Source organism: Paradesulfitobacterium aromaticivorans, assembly GCF_054657415.1.
Genome location: NZ_BAAHYT010000011.1, coordinates 892,234 through 911,464, shown reverse-complemented (window position 1 = coordinate 911,464; position 19,231 = coordinate 892,234). Strand labels below are relative to the sequence as shown.

The 19,231-nt window shown below is 46.8% G+C and carries 20 protein-coding genes and 1 tRNA gene; 18 read left to right on the top strand and 3 right to left on the bottom strand.

Annotation, left to right across the window (positions count from 1 at the left end; genetic code table 11):
- Positions 1-134 precede the first annotated feature (134 nt).
- From trxB to ACYQ2N_RS21120, 9 genes are all read left to right on the top strand, one after another.
- A complete protein-coding gene (gene trxB / locus ACYQ2N_RS21160; RefSeq protein WP_460001418.1) occupies positions 135-1,058 on the top strand; it encodes a thioredoxin-disulfide reductase in 924 nt (307 codons plus the stop codon).
- Positions 1,059-1,317: 259 nt separating this feature from the next.
- Positions 1,318-2,151: an electron transfer flavoprotein subunit beta/FixA family protein gene (locus ACYQ2N_RS21155; protein WP_460001417.1), complete on the top strand. Its 834-nt coding sequence runs from the start codon at positions 1,318-1,320 to the stop codon at positions 2,149-2,151.
- On the top strand, positions 2,151-3,476 hold the full coding sequence (locus ACYQ2N_RS21150; RefSeq protein WP_460001416.1) for an FAD-binding protein: 1,326 nt from the start codon (positions 2,151-2,153) through the stop codon (positions 3,474-3,476). The genes ACYQ2N_RS21155 and ACYQ2N_RS21150 overlap by 1 nt, the downstream gene beginning before the upstream one ends.
- A gap of 12 nt (positions 3,477-3,488) precedes the next feature.
- Positions 3,489-4,781 (top strand): FAD-dependent oxidoreductase, encoded by a 1,293-nt coding sequence (locus ACYQ2N_RS21145; RefSeq protein ID WP_460001415.1) that lies wholly within the window; start codon positions 3,489-3,491, stop codon positions 4,779-4,781.
- Entirely contained in the window at positions 4,778-5,059 is a 282-nt protein-coding gene (locus tag ACYQ2N_RS21140; protein WP_460001414.1) for a ferredoxin family protein, read from the top strand. The genes ACYQ2N_RS21145 and ACYQ2N_RS21140 overlap by 4 nt, the downstream gene beginning before the upstream one ends.
- Before the next feature lie 205 nt (positions 5,060-5,264).
- A complete protein-coding gene (gene larE / locus ACYQ2N_RS21135; RefSeq protein WP_460001413.1) occupies positions 5,265-6,077 on the top strand; it encodes an ATP-dependent sacrificial sulfur transferase LarE in 813 nt (270 codons plus the stop codon).
- A 12-nt stretch (positions 6,078-6,089) separates the two neighbouring features.
- A complete protein-coding gene (larB, locus tag ACYQ2N_RS21130) occupies positions 6,090-6,863 on the top strand; it encodes a nickel pincer cofactor biosynthesis protein LarB (protein ID WP_460001412.1) in 774 nt (257 codons plus the stop codon).
- A gap of 3 nt (positions 6,864-6,866) precedes the next feature.
- Positions 6,867-7,589: a nickel pincer cofactor biosynthesis protein LarC gene (larC, locus tag ACYQ2N_RS21125; RefSeq protein WP_460001411.1), complete on the top strand. Its 723-nt coding sequence runs from the start codon at positions 6,867-6,869 to the stop codon at positions 7,587-7,589.
- Between the two features lie 115 nt (positions 7,590-7,704).
- Entirely contained in the window at positions 7,705-8,178 is a 474-nt protein-coding gene (locus ACYQ2N_RS21120; protein WP_460001410.1) for a LysM peptidoglycan-binding domain-containing protein, read from the top strand.
- Positions 8,179-8,460: 282 nt separating this feature from the next.
- Here ACYQ2N_RS21120 and ACYQ2N_RS21115 read toward each other — a convergent pair whose 3' ends face one another.
- Complete coding sequence (locus tag ACYQ2N_RS21115) at positions 8,461-8,628, bottom strand: hypothetical protein (protein WP_460001409.1); 168 nt, start codon at positions 8,626-8,628, stop codon at positions 8,461-8,463.
- Between the two features lie 171 nt (positions 8,629-8,799).
- Here ACYQ2N_RS21115 and ACYQ2N_RS21110 point away from each other — a divergent pair, with 171 nt between their 5' ends.
- From ACYQ2N_RS21110 to ACYQ2N_RS21075, 8 genes are all read left to right on the top strand, one after another.
- Complete coding sequence (locus ACYQ2N_RS21110; RefSeq protein ID WP_460001407.1) at positions 8,800-10,773, top strand: penicillin-binding protein; 1,974 nt, start codon at positions 8,800-8,802, stop codon at positions 10,771-10,773.
- 119 nt (positions 10,774-10,892) lie between these two features.
- Positions 10,893-12,272 carry a dipeptidase PepV gene (pepV, locus tag ACYQ2N_RS21105; RefSeq protein ID WP_460001406.1) on the top strand — a complete coding sequence of 460 codons (1,380 nt, stop codon included), beginning with the start codon at positions 10,893-10,895 and terminating at the stop codon, positions 12,270-12,272.
- Positions 12,273-12,286: 14 nt separating this feature from the next.
- Positions 12,287-13,348, top strand: coding sequence for a zinc-binding metallopeptidase family protein (locus ACYQ2N_RS21100; protein WP_460001405.1), 1,062 nt, complete (start codon positions 12,287-12,289; stop codon positions 13,346-13,348).
- A complete protein-coding gene (locus tag ACYQ2N_RS21095; RefSeq protein WP_460001404.1) occupies positions 13,339-14,370 on the top strand; it encodes a M42 family metallopeptidase in 1,032 nt (343 codons plus the stop codon). Before ACYQ2N_RS21100 ends, ACYQ2N_RS21095 begins: the two co-directional genes overlap by 10 nt.
- Positions 14,371-14,469: 99 nt before the next feature.
- Positions 14,470-15,501 carry a M42 family metallopeptidase gene (locus tag ACYQ2N_RS21090; protein WP_460001403.1) on the top strand — a complete coding sequence of 344 codons (1,032 nt, stop codon included), beginning with the start codon at positions 14,470-14,472 and terminating at the stop codon, positions 15,499-15,501.
- 134 nt (positions 15,502-15,635) lie between these two features.
- Positions 15,636-15,711: transfer RNA gene (locus ACYQ2N_RS21085), tRNA-Lys, on the top strand.
- Positions 15,712-15,925: 214 nt separating this feature from the next.
- Positions 15,926-16,138 carry a hypothetical protein gene (locus ACYQ2N_RS21080; RefSeq protein ID WP_460001402.1) on the top strand — a complete coding sequence of 71 codons (213 nt, stop codon included), beginning with the start codon at positions 15,926-15,928 and terminating at the stop codon, positions 16,136-16,138.
- Between the two features lie 115 nt (positions 16,139-16,253).
- The gene (locus ACYQ2N_RS21075; protein WP_460001401.1) at positions 16,254-16,598 is read left to right on the top strand and encodes a DsrE family protein; all 345 of its coding nucleotides are present in this window, start codon (positions 16,254-16,256) and stop codon (positions 16,596-16,598) included.
- A 95-nt stretch (positions 16,599-16,693) separates the two neighbouring features.
- Here ACYQ2N_RS21075 and ACYQ2N_RS21070 read toward each other — a convergent pair whose 3' ends face one another.
- Positions 16,694-17,641 carry a LysR family transcriptional regulator gene (locus ACYQ2N_RS21070; protein ID WP_460001400.1) on the bottom strand — a complete coding sequence of 316 codons (948 nt, stop codon included), beginning with the start codon at positions 17,639-17,641 and terminating at the stop codon, positions 16,694-16,696.
- A gap of 163 nt (positions 17,642-17,804) precedes the next feature.
- Between ACYQ2N_RS21070 and ACYQ2N_RS21065 the strand changes: the two genes are divergently transcribed.
- On the top strand, positions 17,805-18,413 hold the full coding sequence (locus tag ACYQ2N_RS21065) for a 4Fe-4S binding protein (RefSeq protein ID WP_460001399.1): 609 nt from the start codon (positions 17,805-17,807) through the stop codon (positions 18,411-18,413).
- A 38-nt stretch (positions 18,414-18,451) separates the two neighbouring features.
- Here the strand turns inward: ACYQ2N_RS21065 and ACYQ2N_RS21060 are convergent, their stop codons facing one another.
- On the bottom strand, positions 18,452-19,153 hold the full coding sequence (locus tag ACYQ2N_RS21060) for a Crp/Fnr family transcriptional regulator (protein ID WP_460001398.1): 702 nt from the start codon (positions 19,151-19,153) through the stop codon (positions 18,452-18,454).
- Positions 19,154-19,231 lie beyond the last annotated feature (78 nt).

Below are 19,231 nucleotides of genomic sequence, written 5' to 3'. Positions count from 1 at the left end.
CAAATGGGAAAAATACCTGCACATATTTTTTCTAGCCGCGAAGAAAAGTTTCTTTATTTACAGAGCGGATATGCTATACTATATTTGAATACCCTTAAGGGGTATCCCATTTAATAAAGTGAGGTGTTTATTTTATGTATGATGTAATTATTGTCGGCGCAGGGCCCGCCGGTCTAACTGCCGGAATATACGCGGCACGGGGAGGGCTTAAGACTGCTATTGTGGAGATGGGAATGCCTGGCGGGCAGGCCGCTTCCACGGAAAAAATCGAAAATTTTCCTGGCTTTAGTGAGGGAATCGGCGGCTATGAGTTAATGAACGCTTTTCATCAACAAGCCGTGTCTTTCGGGGCCGAGTTTATCTTTGAGCAAGTTCAAAAACTTCATCTCAAGGGTGAGATAAAAAAAGTTGAAACTGACGGCCAGACTTTAGAGGGAAAAACAGTGATCATTGCGGCAGGATCAAAACCACGCCCTTTGGCTGTGCCTGGCGAAGATATTTTTCATGGACGGGGCGTATCATACTGTGCAACGTGTGACGGAGCCTTTTTCCGCGGCAGGAAAGTGGTGGTCGTAGGGGGAGGAGATGCAGCCCTTGAGGAAGGTACATACTTGACCAAATTTGCGGATCAAGTTATTATCGTGCACCGCCGCCAAGGATTCCGGGCTGCGCAAATAGCAATCAAGCGTGCCCAGGATAATTCCAAGATCAGTTTTGAGCTTGATGCGGTGGTGGAAGAGATTCACGGTTCTGATCATGTTGAAGGCGTCCGGATCAAAAATGTCAAAAACGGAGAAGAGAGAAAAATACCCGTAGACGGAGTTTTTGTCTATGTCGGTACTGAGCCAAATGCTCAGTTTCTCGATGGGGATCTCGACACGGATGAACGCGGCTATATTAAGACTGATGCTTTGCTAAGGACTAATATCCCTGGTGTTTATGCTGCCGGTGACATCCGCACCACTCCTCTGCGCCAAGTAGCTACGGCAGTTGGAGACGGGGCGTTGGCCGCAGTAGAAGTTGAGAAATTCTTAACAGACCTGGAACATATGCACTAATACAAATGAACTTTTAAGGGCATGCACGTAGGGGCATGCCTATTTGCTTATTGACTTTGCATGCAGTACGAATTAGCATCTTGATTAAGAGATAGAAGCTATATATAGAATCTATAAATAGAAAATATTCTTACTGTATAAATCGAAAGTATTCTTCTTTTTCTTGTAATTTATAGATGTTTGTACTATCATGTACATGTGTGTGACTATGCTTAGGGTGGCAATATAAGTAACTTACTAATAGAGGAGGGAATCCATTGTGCATTTCTTGGTCTGTTTAAAGCAAGTTCCGGATACTTCAGAAGTCCGGATTGACCCAGCGACCAATACACTCATGCGGGAAGGAGTGCCATCCATCATAAACCCGTATGATGCTCACGCTTTGGAAGAAGCGATTCGCCTGAAAGAGAAGGTTGGCGGCAAGGTAACAATTATCAGCATGGGACCCCCGCAAGCCAAAGAAGCTTTGAAAAAGGCCATGTCTTTTGGTGCTGACAGGGCTATCCTTTTGAGTGACCGCGCGTTTGCCGGTTCGGATTCTTTGGCCACAGCGTATGTCTTAACAGTGGCCATTCAAAAAGTTCATGAAAGTGATCCCGTTGACCTTGTCTTCACGGGCAAGGAAGCAATTGACGGGGACACTGCTCAAACCGGCCCCGGAATTGCTCAGCGTCTTGGTTTTCCCCAACTAACTTATGCCATTAAAGTTCGCGATTTGAATGATGGCTGGGTCACGGTGGAGCGTAAAACAGAGGCTGGCCGGGAGGTTGCTAAGGCTATGTTGCCTGCACTCATTACTGTTGAAAAAGAACTTAACGAATTGAGCTATGCCTCGCTCCCGAACATGATGAAAGCAGCCAAATACGAACCTGAATTTTGGGATGTTAAAAGCCTTCCATACGATTCTACCTTCCTTGGACTTAAAGGTTCCCCGACCAGCGTGGTTCGGATTTTCCCACCCCCGGCACGCGGAGGCGGAGATAAAGTTGATGGCACCAAAGATCCTGCAGGTGCTGCCGCCAATTTAGTTGAAAAAATGTTCCAGCAAAACATTATCATGACACATCCCCTGGCGAAGGGAGGAAAACACTAATGTCAGTGGTTGTAGATAAAGCCAAGTGTATAGGCTGTGGCGCTTGTGTTGTGGAATGCCCGGTTGAAGCCCTTGACCTTGTTGACGGTTTAGCTGTGGTTGATCCCAACAAGTGTACAAATTGCGGCAGTTGTGTGACAGTGTGCCCGGCCAATGCTCTTTCTTTGCCGGAAGGAGCAGTTAGTACCACCACCAAGAACAGTGAAGCAGACAAAGGGGAAGCAACGGAATTCAATAAATCAGAGCCCCTCCCTGACACAGTTAAAGATTATGCGAAAACAGCTGTCAAGAGAGAGCCGGTAGTAGCCGGCGGAGATGTCTGGAGCGGTGTTTGGGTTATTATTGAGTACAAGCACGGGGAAGTTGCTCCAGTTTCCTGGGAGTTGCTGGGTGAGGGCCGAAAGCTGGCTGACGCCATTGGGTGTGGACTGTGCGGTGTTATCGTCGGGCACGAAGTAGAACCTGTGATAGCGGAAGCTTTTGCTTACGGCGCAGAAAAAGTCTATATCGTAGACGACCCGGTTCTTAAATACTTCCGCACAGAGCCTTATGCCGAGGCCATGACAGATCTAATCCGCAAATACCAACCGGAAATCGTGCTCATGGGCGCTACCGCTATGGGACGGGATGTGTTCCCTGCAGTGGCCACCAGGATGCAGACCGGCCTTACCGCTGACTGCACTGTCCTAAGCGTTGACCCGGAAACCAAACTCCTCCTGCAAACCCGTCCTGCATTTGGCGGTAATATTATGGCCACCATTCAGTGCAAAAAACAGCGTCCGCAAATGTCTACCGTAAGACCGCGCGTGATGGCTATGCCTGAGCGCGTAGAAGGACGCCAGGGAGAAGTTATTCGCCAAGAGCTTGGCATCACTGAAGATCAAGTCCGCACTAAGGTTGTGGAATTTATTAAAGGAGATGCCAAGAGTATCTTCCTCGATAAAGCGGAAATCATTGTGGCGGTAGGTTTAGGAATCGGTTCTAAGAAAAATATGGAGATAGCCCAAGAACTGGCTGATGCTCTCGGCGCTACGATAGCCGGTACCCGGGGTGCGGTAGAAGCCGGCTGGCTTTCTCATGACCAGCAGGTAGGGCAAACCGGTGTCACCGTGCGCCCAAAAGTGTATATAGCACTTGGAATTTCCGGTGCCATTCAGCACTTGGTAGGTATGGAGACATCTGACTTCATTATCGCCGTTAATAATGACCCAGATGCTGGAATTTTTCGGGTTGCCAACTATGGAATTGTCGGCGATCTCTTCCAGATCGTTCCGGCCATGACTCAGGAATTTAAGAAACGTCTTCAGCACGGCGTGGCCAAGTAAGGAGGGACAAAAGTGGAAAACTTTGATGTGATCGTCGTTGGCGGCGGTCCGGCCGGCTTGGCTGCCGCAATCAGTGCTGCCAGAGCAGGCATGAAAACGGTTGTTATCGAGCGTGGAGAATATCCTGGAACTAAAAACGTCATGGGCGGTGTCCTCTATAGCAGAGCTACTGAAGCTATCATTCCCGAGTTCTGGAAAGAAGCTCCGGTAGAGCGTCCGGTGATTGAACAGCGCTATGGTTTCTTAAGCGGAGATGAGATCTTTGCCGCAGCCTATCGCGACCCTGCCTGGGGTGAACCACCTTATAACGCCCATACTGTGCTTAGGGTTAAGTTCGACAAGTGGCTTGGTCAGCAAGCAGAAAAAGCCGGTGTGATGATCATCACCGAAACCGTCGTGGAAGACCTCCTCTACAAAGGGGATAATGTGGTCGGCGTGCGCACCGGTCGGGCTGAAGGGGATTTGGGAGCGAAGGTTGTAATTTTGGCCGAAGGCGTTAATGCTTTCATTGCCAAAAAAGCCGGGTTGGCTCCCCAAATGCGCCCTGATACTGTAGCCATAGCAGTCAAAGAGATTATCCAACTCCCGCAAGAGAAACTCGAAGACCGTTTCTGTCTTGAACCCGGACAAGGCGCGACAATTGAACTTTTTGGGGATTCTACGGACGGTATGTTGGGAACGGCTTTTATCTATACCAATAAGGACTCTTTGTCTGTGGGTGTTGGAGCTTTGCTTGAACCCCTTACCCGCAAAAAATGGACTCCCAACGACCTGTTAGAGTCTTTCAAAGCTAAACCATACGTCAAACGCCTCATTCAAGGCGGAGAAACAAAAGAGTACCTAGGGCACTTGATTCCTGAGGGCGGCTATAACGCAATGCCAAAGCTTCACCGCCAAGGGGTTATGGTAGTCGGGGATACAGCTATGCTCGTTAATGGCCTCCACCGCGAAGGGTCAAACTTAGCTATGACTTCCGGTAAGATTGCCGGGGAAGTGGCAGCTCAGGCGATTCAAGCAGGAGATGTGAGCGCTCAGGCTATGAGCGTGTACGACACTCGTCTGCGCGATTCCTTTGTCGTGAAAGACCTGCACAAGTATCGCAAGGTTACCGGCTTTTTTGAGGACAATCCGCACTTCTTCAAAGTGTATCCGGAAGTCATGATGAATGCGGCCAGAATGTTCTTCACTGCAGATGAAACATCGAAGAAAGAGCGTCAAAAACAAATCATGAAGATGGTCTTTGAGCATCGCTCCAAGAGTGCGTTAATTGGAGACCTCTTCGGGGCATGGAGGGCGCTGAAATGAAATTAGATGATAAATTATATTTAGTCCGGTTTAACACAGACAAGTTAAACCACATTAAAATTGCTGATCCGGAGGTCTGCCTCAAGCAATGTCAGGATAAGCCTTGCACCCGCATCTGTCCGGCTCATGTCTATGACTGGGATGAAGAAGAAAAACGCATCGCTGTCGGATATGAGGGCTGTTTGGAATGTGGCACCTGCCGTATCGGCTGTCCGTTTGGCAACATTTTATGGGGATATCCACGGGGGGGCTTCGGAGTCTCCTGGAAAAACGGTTAATTCAACCGCATTGAACTTAATTGGAAATTACACTAAGGGACAGGGCTTAGGCTCTGTCTCTTCTCGTCTACCTTGAAACATATTAATCATCCCACCGATTAAATCCATGTTGGTGACGCATTCATGCTGCATGGGGTATACTGGATTTTGACTGTGTGCTTTTGTTTGGGTAGAATGGTGCTATACTTGAGAGGAAGTGGGCAGAGTGCAAGCTGATAAAGCTGATATCACAGCGGCTTTGGGTAAAGAGAAAAAACTTATTGAAATCTTAAAGAGCTTGGGCAAAGTCGCAGTTGCCTATTCCGGAGGAGTGGATTCAACTTATTTGATGGCAGTTGCCAAAGAAACCTTAGGAGAGAACTCTTTAGCTCTTTTTGTCAAAGGAGCAATGCTGGCGGCAGCAGAGGAAAAAGAGGCGCAGGAATTTGCAGCCGGGCTGGACTTTGCGTTTAGGGTTCTGGAATTTGATATTTTTGCTGAAAACGATTTTGTGGAAAACTCACCCCAGCGCTGCTACTACTGTAAACGCGCATTATTCTCTCTCCTTAAAGGTAAAGCAGACAGGCTCGGCTACCGCATTGTGGAAGGTTCAAATATGTCAGACCAGGGAGATTTTCGCCCTGGCTTACAAGCGTTGCGTGAACTTGGAGTTACCAGCCCAATGCTGGCGGTAGGCTTAACTAAAGATGAAATCAGGCTATTGGCACACAGACGTGGTTTACCTAATTGGGACAAACCTGCCCAAGCCTGTCTGGCTTCCAGAGTTCCTTTCGGGGACAGAATTACTCCGGAAATTCTGACAAAAGTGGCTGTGGCTGAACAAGTTCTTACTCTCCTTGGTTTTACAGAGCGCCGGGTGCGCTTTCATGGTAATGTTGCCCGTATTGAAATCCCGTCTGCACAGTTTGCTCTACTATTGGAACACAGAGAAGAAATAGTTAAGGAACTAAACAAACTGGGTTTGCGCTATATTACCCTGGACTTGGAGAGTATCCGGTCAGGCAGTTTAAACCCATAGGAAGGGTGTTTTATGAACGAAGAGAGGCTCGCAGAAATTCTAATTTCAGTGCAGCAGGGAGTAGATTCGATCGAAGATGCCTTAGCCAAGCTCAAGGATTTTCCCGCTGAAAATATTGGCTTTGCCCGGCTTGATCACCACCGGACCCTGCGGACCGGCCAGCCTGAAGTGATCTTTTGCCAGGGGAAAACCCCTGCCCAGATAGTAAGTATTATTGAACGCTTAGGAGCAGCTGCTCCGAATGTCCTGGCTACCAGACTGGATCCCGCCAAAGCGGAAGTTGTACTCGCTCATTTCCCGGAAGGTTATTATGACCCTATGGCCCGTTGTTTTCTGCTCCATCCACCTTCAGACCCTATGCACAACGGTAAGATACTTGTGATTACAGCCGGTACCGCCGATTTGCCGGTGGCACAAGAGGCTGTCCTGACTGCCCGGTATCTGGGATTTAAGGTTTCAACTCTGTTCGATGTTGGGGTTGCAGGTTTGCACAGAATTCTTGATACCAGGGATCAATTACATGAAGCAGATGTCATTATAGTAGTCGCGGGTATGGAAGGGGCTTTGGCCAGTGTTGTCGGAGGGCTGGTGGAACAGCCGGTAGTAGCAGTACCTACAAGTGTCGGTTACGGCGCTAATTTTCAAGGCCTGGCTGCTCTGTTAAGCATGCTAAACAGTTGTGCTTCCGGAATCGGCGTGGTGAATATTGACAATGGTTTTGGCGCTGCTTCCCTGGCCGCAGCAATCCTGAGACGTCTCAATCTTTATTACAGGAAGGGGAAATAACTTTTGCGCGTATTATATTGGGATGCTTTTGCAGGGATGAGCGGGGATATGGCTCTTGGCTCCCTACTGGCCTTAGGAGTTGATCCCGGAGAATTGCAAGACAAACTAGCATCATGCGGGCTGTCCGGTTTTGAGCTTAAGACAGAGAGGGTAGAGGTGGAAGGGATTGATTCTGTACACCTTGAGGTCAAGGTTACAGAAGATGTCAGCCACCGCCACCTCGTTGATATTGAACACATGATTGTTAAAGGAGCTTTAAGCGACAAGGTGAAGGAAACCTCTGTAAGTGTTTTCCGGGCTCTGGCTGAGGCTGAGGCCTGTGTCCACGGGATTACGAGGGAAGAAGTACATTTCCATGAAGTCGGTGCTGTGGATTCGATAATTGATATTGTCGGCACTTGCATCGCACTAGACAGCTTAGAAATTGAACAAATCGTCGTACCGGTCCTGCCCTGGTCGCGCGGTTTTGTGAAATGTGCCCACGGAATCCTGCCTGTACCTGCGCCGGCTGCTCTAGAACTTTTATCCGGCTTTGAATTTATGGATTCTGGGATTACCGGAGAATTAATAACCCCAACCGGGGCTGCTCTGATTAAAGTCTTAACCAAACAGGGTTCTTTCCCCGCGATGAAGCTTTTGGCAACAGGGTATGGAGCAGGGAGCAATTTCTACGGGCTTCCGAATATTTTGCGTTCCGTGTTGGGGGAGATTAAGAAAAATTACTAAAATACGGATCGTACAGGCACGATCATCCTTATTTTCCATAATTTGATATCAGAAAAGGGATCTTCTACCTTGCACTAGAGATCAATGTCTTATGGAGTTAAGGAGGAATAAAGATATGTTTTTCGGAAAGCGCCAGCCAGTTAATGCTTTTGCTGCTCACGCTTTTATGCCGCAACAGATGCCACAAGGCCAAATGATGCCGGAAGGCCAAATGATGATGCAGGGACCGGCTGCCGGTGAGGCTGCAGGTTATGTCCCGACACCTGGGCATTTTATGCACGTTGGACCGACAATGCCTGGTTTTGAAGTAAGCGGTTACGCTGGCCCTGGCATGGCTGAAACGATTCATGCTACCAGAACAGAATATGGGGCTCCCTTCATGCCCGGCCATTTTGAGCAAACTGAATTTGATGTAGACATCGAGCCCCGGCCCCGGCGTATGGTTCACGTTGTCCGCAAAGGAGAAACCGTGTATAAAATTGCAAAATGTCATGGCCTTGACTGGAGAGAATTAGCCGGTTATAACCGCTTAGGTAATCCTAATCTTATTTATCCCGGACAACGTTTGGAAATTCCACCCCGTTACTAAGGCATCTTCATCTTAATCTTCTCTTAATCTTATGAGTGCTTGACATCTCGAAATCTTAAGATACAAATGATTAACAGTATTTTAGAGAAAAGCTGCAGCATCCCTGTGGCTTTTCCATTTTTACATAAAAATACATTAAAATGAACTGCATGCTTTTAGAGTGACAGGAAATAATAAGAGTAAACCCACGTATTTCTTAGCAAGGTGGCTCAACAAGTGCCATCGATAGTTAAGAAAAACGTGGGTTCATAATTTAGTTACTATGTAGATCCTGCTTAGTTCTTACTCATTGGTCTTTTGCACCGAGCGGTGAATTTCTATGAAAAACTCACTTACTTCTTTAGAAGTAGGCACATGCTGCTCTACATGACCCAACTCCTTGGTAATGACTGCAAATGCATGAAGCCAGGCAATGGTTATGCGGGTAGCGATTTCCTGAGGAGTATTCATCTTTGTCACCTCCTTCTTGCATACCAATTTATGAAGCTTAAGTGCAAAAGGTGACCTAACGGATGCCTGTCCATTCATGTACTGAAGATGTTATAATAAGATGAACGTCCATAAGGAAGAAGGGTCGATTTGAAGAGTAGCGGGATACAAGGGAGTTTTTCCAAGGAGTACTTGGTTTACATAGTGTTATTCGTGATTGCGCTCATAGTGCTGGGAAGACTGTTCTGGCTGCAGGTTGTTCAGTCTTCTGATCTAAAGATGCTTGGGGTTGAGCGTAGAACTTCAGCCAAAAGTATTCTCCCCCAGAGGGGGGCAATTCTTGATGCCCAAGGGAATGTTCTGGCTCAAAGTATACCTGTTAAACTTGTTTTTGCCGATCCGAATATGCTTACAGAATTAGCAAGTAAGAATCAACTTAATAATGCCAAAGGGGAACCTTCTTCGAAAGCAGAAATAGCTAAGGAATTGGGGGAAATCTTAAACCTTGACCCGAATGAAGTCTTAGTTAAGTTAAATAAAAATCTCTCCTGGGTAAGCCTGGCGCGCCAGGTAGACGTAGCTAAAGCTGAGGAAATCGCTCTACTTAAAATCCCCGGTGTTGGTTTTGAAGATGAGGAACAAAGAGTTTATCCGATGGATAGTTTAGGCGCTTCCGTTTTAGGAATTGTAAATATGACCGGCCATGGGGTTGAAGGACTTGAGTCTTATTATGATACCGAGCTTTTTGGCAAACCCGGTTATCTGGCTCAGGAGCAGGCGGTAAGTTCAAATGCAAATGTTTCCCAGCCGAACAAGCCTGCGCTGGCGGGCAACAGTCTCGTGCTAACCCTTGATTCAACAATCCAACATTTAATTGAACAACAGTTAGACGACTTAATGCAAACGACCAAAGCTAAAAGTGTCACTATCTTGGCTATGGATCCTATGAGCGGAAAAATCTTAGGCATGGGCTCCCGTCCTACCTTTAACCCGAATACTTACACTGAAAGCAATCCTGAAGACAGGCGCCCTTTAGGTATCAGCTTAGTTTACGAGCCCGGCTCAACTTTCAAAAGTATTACCGGTGCTGCCGCTCTGGAAGAAGGTGTAATCAACCCGGATGATCTCTTTGATGATCCGGGATATCTCAAGATAAAAAACCGCATAATTATGAACTGGGACTCAGATCTAAAACCGCATGGCAGTGTTACTTTCACCGAAGGCATGAAGCTTTCCTCCAATGTGGTATTGGCTCAAGTAGGTATGAAACTGGGTCTTGATAATTTTTACACCTTCCTTAAAGCTTTCGGCTTTGGAACTAAAACCGGGGTCGACATTACCGGGGAAGAAAGCGGTCTGCTTCTGCCCAGGGATCGGGCGCGTGACATTGATCTGGCAACAATGTCTTTCGGACAAACAAATCTTGTGACCCCGATACAATTGTTGAACGCAGTCGGAGCCATTGCCAACGGCGGTACTCTTTATAAACCGTATATTGTAGAAAAAATACTTTCCCCGATGAACTCCGTTGTTCAACAGAACAAGCCCCAAGTTGTAAGACAGGCTGTTTCCAAAGCCACGGCTGAGCAAATGAATGAAATCATGACCAAAGTAGTGGATGAGGGCACAGGCGGCTTAGCTAAGATCCCCGGAGTTAAAGTGGCGGGTAAGACCGGGACTGCGCAAAAGGTCGATCCGCAAACCGGGGAGTATTCCAAAACAGATTTTGTGGCATCCTTTGTCGCTTTTGCCCCTGCAGACAATCCTAAGATTTCTGTGCTCATAGTAATTGATACCCCTAAGGGAGAAGTGCACCAAGGAGGAACCTTAGCAGGACCCCGGGCGCAAAAAATACTGGAAGGCGCCCTCCAGTATTATGGAATTCCTGTCGCCAAAGACACTCCCAGCACCGTTAATCTTTCCCCCACAGATCCTCCTGTCAGGACAACACCCGAACTTGCAGTTCCCGAGCGGCCTCCTGCCGCAAATGAAGTTGTAGTGCCGAATCTAACAGGGGTTACCGTCAGGCAGGCAGGAGAGATGTTAGGCAAACTCGAATTGCGCTTTGAGTTTGAGGGCAGTGGTTTAGCTGTAAAACAAAGCCTGACCCCCGGTAAAGTTGTAAACAAGGGTTCAACCGTAAAGGTTACTTTTGTCCCGCCTTAAATAATTACAACTTAGGGAGCTAAGTTGGGTATGCTAGGATAGATAAGCTTATAAAATTAAGGAATGGATGTGTAAGGATTTTCTTAGAAAATGTTTTTAGCACAAGGAGGGAAGAATTCATGCGTTTGCAGCGGGAAATTGATCTTCTCCAGAGCGACCTCGTTCAGGCTGTTCAGGCATGCATTAGAATTCAAAGCGTTAAAGACCGGGCCGAAACAGGAGCGCCTTTTGGTTTAGGAATTAAACAAGCTTTGGCTTGGACTTTGTCCTTAGGGCACGATTTAGGGTTTAAGGTCAAAAACATCGACGGTTATGCCGGACATATTGAGCTGGGACACGGGGAAGAGATAATAGGAATTCTCGGACACCTTGACGTAGTTCCGGCAGGGGAAGGCTGGACTTTCCCTCCTTACGGCGGAAACCTGCACGAAGGCCGCATTTATGGGAGGGGAGCTCTGGACGACAAAGGTCCTACTTTAGCTGCCCTTTTCGCCATGAAGGCCATACTTGATTCTAAGTATTCCCTAAGGAAAAAAGTCCGTTTAATTTTAGGCACGAGCGAAGAATCTGGCGAATGGGAAGACCTTAAGCACTACGAAGCGCAAGAAGGGCTGCCGCAAGCCGGATTCGCCCCTGACGCTGAATTTCCGCTGATTCATGCTGAGAAAGGGATCTTGCATCTCGAATTGAGCAAACCTGCTCCTGAACTAAAGTACATACAAGAAATGCGTGGGGGAGAGCGGCCTAATATCGTCCCTGACTCCTGTAAAGTGAATTTACAAGGAATTCCGTTAAATATAATTGAAGAAAAGATTAACAGTTACAGTTTTCCGGAGGAAGTGTCAGCTAGTGCCCAAGAGACAGCCGGAGAGATTCAATTAACAGTACGCGGAATCGGTGCCCATGGCAGTCTGCCCCAGAAAGGGAAAAACGCAGTTAACTATGCCCTACAGTTTTTAAGAACTATGCCCTTGGAGTCTTCAGAGCAGGAGTTGATACGCTGGCTCCTTGAACACCCCGGTAAGTCTTTCTATGGGGAAGGGTTGGACCTAGCCCTTGAAGATGAAATTTCGGGGAAGCTAACCCTCAATCTCGGTATCTTTGAGCTATCCCCTGCCGGAATGCGTGTTGTGCTTGATATTCGCTACCCTGTGAGCACAAACGGAGAGGAATTAATTAAATTTGTTAAGACTAAAATAGAGAGTGCGGGCTTGAGTCTAAGGGTTTTAAGCCATCAAAAAGCACATCATGTTCCTAAGGACAGCCCGCTTGTTAAGTCTCTGTTAAAGGCGTATGCAGATGTAACCGGGTTCGAGCCTTATGCGTTTGCCATCGGGGGTGGTACTTATGCGAAAGCCTTAGCCCAGGGAGTTGCGTTTGGCCCTGTCTTGCCCGGGGAACCGGAATTGATTCATTGTGCCGATGAAAATATTACAGTGGACAACTTGATGTTAACAGCGCGCATTTATGCTGAAGGAATTCTTAATCTGGCGCTGTAAGGAGGGTTCGATTCATGTCCAATTCACAATTGCAGCGGACCAAAGAATTTATTAGAAAAATTTCCGAGGGGTATGGGGTTTCCGGATATGAGTTTTCCCTAGCTCCCCTTGTCATAGAAAAGTTCCGGGAATTGTCTGATGAAGTACGCTCTGATCGCTTTGGTAATGTTTATTCCTTAAAAAAGGGAACAAGCCGCCGATTTAAAGTGATGTTGTCTGCTCATATGGACGAAATCGGTCTGATGGTCAAAGAAATCGACCGTAGCGGGTTTCTGCGTTTCACCACTATCGGCGGGGTCGATCCGCGCACTCTTGTCGGGCAAGAAGTGATAATTCACGGCCAAGAAGATATCTTAGGGATAATCGGAGCCATTCCCCCGCACATTCAAACAGGCAGCAGTGAGGAAGCTTTTAAGCTCGATGATCTCGGCATTGATGTAGGGATCTCTTTCTCTAAAGCCAACAGCTTGATCCAGATAGGAGATACTGTAACATTACGCCGTCAGGGATATGATCTCTTAAATAATCTTTTTGCCGGGAAATCTCTCGATGACCGGGCAGGAGTAGCGGTAATGGCTGTCTGCCTGGAAGAACTCAACTCACTTTACCATGTGCACGATGTGATTGCTGTCACCACGGCCCAAGAGGAAGTCGGAATCCGCGGCGCTTTGACAAGTGCGTACACCATTAATCCTGACTTGGCGATCGCGATCGATGTTACACATGGCAGTACCCCGGATACGAAGGGTGTGGTTAATATTGAGCTGGGGAAAGGGCCGGCAGTGGCTCTCGGGCCTAATATTCACCCTGCAATTTACAAAGGCTTGACCGAGGCCGCTAAAGAACACCGCTTGCCCTGTCAGCCTGAGCCGGTTCCCGGCCCTTCTGGAACAGATGCTTGGGCTATTCAGGTCACACAGGCAGGGGTTCCTACCGGACTCGTTTCTATTCCGTTGCGTTATATGCACACTTCTGTTGAAACGCTGGACTTGCATGATGTCGTGAATTCCGGGAAACTCTTGGCCTATTTTATCGCAAGTTTACCGGAAGATCTGGAGGGTTACCTATGCTATTAAAGAAACTCAGTGAACTAAACGGAGCCTCTGGTGCGGAAAAAGCGGTGCGGGAAGCACTCAAAGAAATGATAAGTCCGTACGTAGATTCGGTGTTCGTTGATAAAATAGGGAACCTGATTGCCGAGAAGAAAGGCCGCTTGCAGGGGCCGCGTGTGCTCCTGGCCGCTCATATGGATGAAATTGCTTTGATGGTTACGGATATTACAGGGGACGGATTTCTCAAATTTAAGCCGGTAGGAGGAATAGACGCCCGTATTTTAGTCTCGAAGGCGGTAAAAATAAATGAAAATATAACTGGGGTTATCGGAGCCAAAGCAATACACCTTCAAAAAGCAGGGGAGCGGCACAAAGCCTTAACCTATGAACAGCTATACATAGACATCGGGGCCAAGTCCCGGGACGAGGCTTCCCAACGGGTCAACCTCGGGGATTATGCATATTTCATAACTTCGTTTGCTGCGTTTGGAGACGGGCTTTGGAAAGGGAAGGCTCTCGATGATCGAGTAGGATGCGCAGCCCTGGTTGAGATTTTGCAAAATGAGTATGATTTCCCAATTATCGCAGCTTTTACGGTGCAGGAAGAGATCGGATTAAGGGGTGCACGGGTTGCGGCTTATCACACAGAGCCGGATTTCGCCATTGTGGTCGAGACCACGGTAGCTGCTGATACCCTTGACCGACAAGAGAATGAGTGGGTGACTGAAGTGGGAAAAGGCCCAGCTTGTTCGGTTATGGACAGATCAACTTTGTATAACCCTAAATTAGTGCGCTTGGTAACTGAATTGGCCGCGCACAAAGGGATTCCGCTTCAGCTTAGGCGGGGGGGCAGTGGAGGAAATGACGCCGGTCGCATTCATCTGAGCAAATCCGGAGTAACAACGATTGCCTTGAGTGTGCCTTGCCGCTATATCCATGCTCCGGTTTCTGTGATCTCAGATAAAGACTACCAGGGATTAATATCCCTGATAGATCAGATTTTACGGGAAATTCCGGCAAATCCGTTCTTTAGGAAGCAACACTGACTTCGGTAATAACGACACTTTAGTAATATGTTAGCCGCTGGCAATCAGCAGATGATGATATCTTAGGACTAAGGACTTCGATACGAGGAGGTTATGAGGATGACAAGAACTTATGCGACGCTTGACTTTAATTTTCTTGAACGTCTAACCCAAGGATTTGGTCCTTCCGGTTCTGAGGAAGGAATTACAGAATTTATAACGGACGAGATCCGTCCATATTGTGATGAAATATTTAGTGATACCCTCGGCAACTTAATTGCCGTAAAGAATGGGACTGGCAAGAAAATCATGATTGCCGCGCATATGGATGAAATCGGGATCATGATTACTCACATCGATGAGGATGGGTTTCTTAGATTTACAACGATCGGGGGAGTACATGTCACTGAATTGCCGCACCGCCGTGTCCGATTTAAAAATGACCGTCTGGGTACGATCGGGGTGGAGAAACTCGACAAGCCTTCAGATCTTAAGCTTGAAAAGCTGTACATAGATATCGGGGCCTCTGCACGCACCAGCGCTAAAGAATGGGTCGAAGTCGGGGATACGGCAGTGTTTGCCGGGGAGTTTGAGCAATCCGGAAAAAGATTCACTTCAAAAGCCATGGATGACCGTATCGGTTGTTTCGTAGCTATTGAAGCGCTTAAACGCACGAAATCCACTTATCAGCTGGCTTTTGTCTTTACCGTGCAAGAAGAAGTGGGGTTAAGGGGTGCACAAACCGCTGCCTATGCCCTTGATCCGGATCTGGCTCTGGCAGTGGATGTGACCCTTACCGGGGATACTCCCAAGGCTCACCGGATGGAGGTAAAGCTCGGGCAAGGGGCAGCAATTAAAGTTTATGACCGTTCCATGGTTACTTCCCCCAAGATAAAACGCTGGATGGCCGAAGTGGCTGCGCGCGAGAACATCCCTTATCAATGGGAAGTCTTAGAAGCGGGCGGCACAGATTCCGGAGCAATTCACCTAACCAAAGGAGGAATCCCAGCCGGAGTTATTTCCATACCTGCTCGCTATGTCCACAGCCCAGCCGAAATGGTAGACGGGGAGGATGTCGCAGCTGCTGTCGATCTTCTGGCAGCTTTGCTGGAAGACGGCGGCCCCGAATTATTAGACAATGGAAACATCTAAAGGCGGAAAGAAGGTAAACTTGGTTAGATAATCCTGCTTAATTTAAGATTTGACTCCAAAATCCTTAAATTTAATTAAAAACAGTACTTGATCATATTAAATAAATTAGGTAAACTATATTATGTTGTTTATGTGCGCCACTAGCTCAGCTGGTAGAGCATCCGACTCTTAATCGGCAGGTCCTGGGTTCGAATCCCTGGTGGCGCACCATACAATTTGGATCCTTGTGTAGCAAGCGTTTCAGATTCCTGAGGCGCTTCTTTTAAATATAACTAATATCTGAGAAAATATATTCTAAACCAAACTCATTTATTTTCTAAATAACTATGGTTAAAAACATCTAACTCCACTTGTTGATATTTCTATTATAATAGAGATAGCGATAGAAAAACTAAAAAATCTATAAGAGCAGGAGGGAACAGTGGTGGAGGATCTCAAAAATTTAAGCCGCCAAGATTTAGAGAGACGGCTAAACGCCCTGGAAGAAGAATTAGAGGAACTTGAAGAAGAAAAGAGCTTTGTTCTCAAGCAAACCGGCCTTCACGTTGGCGGTGGTAAAGTAAAGCAGTATGAAGCTCAAACACAGGCTCTGCAACAGTCAATTTCCGAACTTAAGTCTGAACTTGCCAAGCGTTAAGTTGAGCCTTTTTCTTACCGGGAAGAGACATTTTATTTTTAACTTTTGGCGGCTTTTAAGCCGTTTTTTTATGTTTATTTTAATAGTCAAAACAGACTTAATGGGGGTAAGTTAAATGGCTTCATTTACAGAAAAGATGTTAATCTTCAAAGGAGAGGGAATAGGGGACGGGGACCCTGGTTTAGCCCGCAAGATGATGAAAGGGTTTATTAAAAGACTAAGTAAAGAGACTGTAAAACCGAAGGCAATTTTCTTCTTAGGGGAGAGTGTCCGCCTCTTGCTCAAGGAATCCCCGGTACTGGAGTATTTGCAGGTGCTTGAACAGGAGGGAGTTGACCTTTTGGTATGCCGCGCTGCGGTCGAATGGTATGATCTTGAACAAAAACTGCAGGCCGGGCGTATCATTTCTACCGGACATTGGCTCAAATACATGCAGGAGTATGAGACTATAACTCTTTAATGTCTGTGCATTTATTCGAAATGTCGTCGGTTTGCGGACACAATTAAGCCCTTCCAAGTGGTTTGGAAGGGCTTAATTGTGTTGAATCCTTAGGGTTACTTAACTGGGTTTAAGGGGCGACGCTTGGTACATTCGCAGTCACTCAAAAAGTCCTGGTGCCTGGAAGCGTAACGGCAGACAAAATCCGTAAAGGCTTGCATTGCTTTGTTCGGCTTTTTGTCTTTATGCCAAACCATTGAAAAATGACGTTCAAGGTTGAGGTCTGTTATGTTCAAAACCGTCAAGCGGCCACACGAGACCTCCCACTCCAAAGTAAGTTTTGATACTACGCTTAACCCTACCCCGGAAGATACCAATCTTTTGATGGCTTCCGGGCTTTCTAATTCCATGAGCACATGAATGGGGATTTCCCGTTCTGTCATGGCAGAGCGGAAGATTTTACGTGTATTGGAGCCGGGTTCCCGCAGAATAAAAGGCTGTCCGGCTAAATCAGCGGTAGTCAGCTCCCGGTCCACCAAAGGGTGGGTGGGAGAAGCTATCACCACCAACTCATCGTTAAAAAACGGCATTACACTAAGTTCAGTAGTGTGGGAGACATCTCCCTCAACAATGGCCATATCTACCGTATTACGTAAAGTTTGTTCTTCAGCCCATTCCGTATTCCCCATTTTCATCGATACTTCTAACTTCGGAAATTGAAGGCGGAATTCAGATAAAAGATCCGGAACAAAATATGTTCCTAAAGTTGAGGATGCTCCGATTACAAGTTCACCCGTGTTGAGCCCCCTAAAATCATTGAGCATGTTTTCCGCTTCGCGTTCTGAGGCGAATATTCTGCCAGCATACTCCTGCAACATTTTCCCGGGTTCTGTGAGGTATAACTTCTTCCCGATCTGCTCGATTAATTCAACCCCAACTTCTTCTTCAAGTTTACGTACCTGCACAGACACAGCGGGCTGGCTGATATGCAGTTCCTCGCTTGCTTTCGAAAAACTTAGACAACGGGCAACGTGAAAGAAAACTCTAAGCTGATGTAAATTCATTATCCAAACTCCTTATCAACACTTTTCTTTATGTTTATTGTAAGATATTTTTATAGTTTTGCAAAGGGTAAGTGTGATTAGAACCACAGCTTTATGTAAAAATTTATGGGATACTAAAATGCAAGCGACTTTATGCTCAAAACTACTTTCGGGGTGATAAACAATGGAGCAACTGACAGGATACAAACTTGAACACTGCCGCCCGCATTGTACTAAAGCGGTCCGCGCTTGGAACCCACTCAAACTAAAACTGACTCAAGCATTAGATGAATTAGGCCTTGAAGAAGGATTAAACTCCAAGTTTAAGACCTTACTTTACCATCATATCCCCAAAATATGTTTAGCTGGCTGTCTCAATAGTTGTTCGCAGCCTCAAATAAAGGATTTTGCCGTCCTGGCCTACCTTGTTCCGAAGATAACTTCTGAGGCTTGCAGGGGGTGTCAGGCGTGTGTCAGAGCCTGCCTAGAAGAAGCAGTGAACTTGAATCATGCAGGTATAAGCATTGACTCTGAGCGTTGTGTACAATGCGGAGAATGCGCACGTTCCTGTCCCTCTGGGACACTGACAGCAGGGGAGAACGGCTGGGAACTTAGACTTGGAGGAAGAGTGGGAAGGCACCCCCGCTTCGCGGTCAGGGTTGGACAGACAGCTGCGGATGACGAAGTGGTAACATGGGTAACGGAGACTTTGCGTCTTTATCTTGAACAAGGGAATAACGAGGAAAGGCTTAGCAATTTCTTGGACAGAGCCTATAAATTAACCAAGTCCTAACATGCGGAAACTCATAGTGTTCTAATCGTTCAAAATCCTTAATGTTCTGAGCGCTCGTGTATCCACTGACGCAAGCGGCCAATGTCTTGTATCCATAGTTTTCTCTTTTCCATTCCAATAATACCTGTCTCTTTCAATTCTCCCAGGATTCTGCTTACAGATTCCCGCGCCAGCCCGCACATACCGGCAAGTTCTGTAGCTGACAGCGGGATTACGATCATTATATTCTCTTGTTCTTTTCGGCCATGCGCATGGGCAAGGGCAAACAGTTTGGCTCCAAGTCGCAGGCGGGCATCCCCCAGGGAAAGGTTTTTAATTTGGCGCAAGGCCCGTCGGTGGTCAAGCGCCAAGGCATGCAGAAAGTTCCAGAGCAAGGATGGATTCTCTTCTAAAAACTTAACTAAATTTTGTCGCTCAAGTGAAAGCACATCGGTTGCTTCAAGCGTCAGGGCAGAATAAGGATATGTTTTACCGTCTAAAACAATCTCAGGAAAAATAAGGGGAGGACGGAGGACACGAAATATTTTTTCCGTAAATTCACTCATAAGTATGAGCTGAACCCGTCCCTGTAACAAAAAATAAATGTTGGTTGCCTCATCTCCGGCAAAAAAAAGATATTGCTTCGGGGCGTAATGGCGGACTCTGCCGTAAGCAAGGCAAAATTCAAGAAAAGCAGGCGGTATATTTTCCCAGAAGGGAATATGGGAGAAAGCATCTCTGATAATCTTTTCCTTAGACATTTGTTGTCTCCTCTTATCCAATTAAAATAAAATAAAACCACGGTTTTTCCTGCTTATTGAATTTCGCCCTTGTATTGG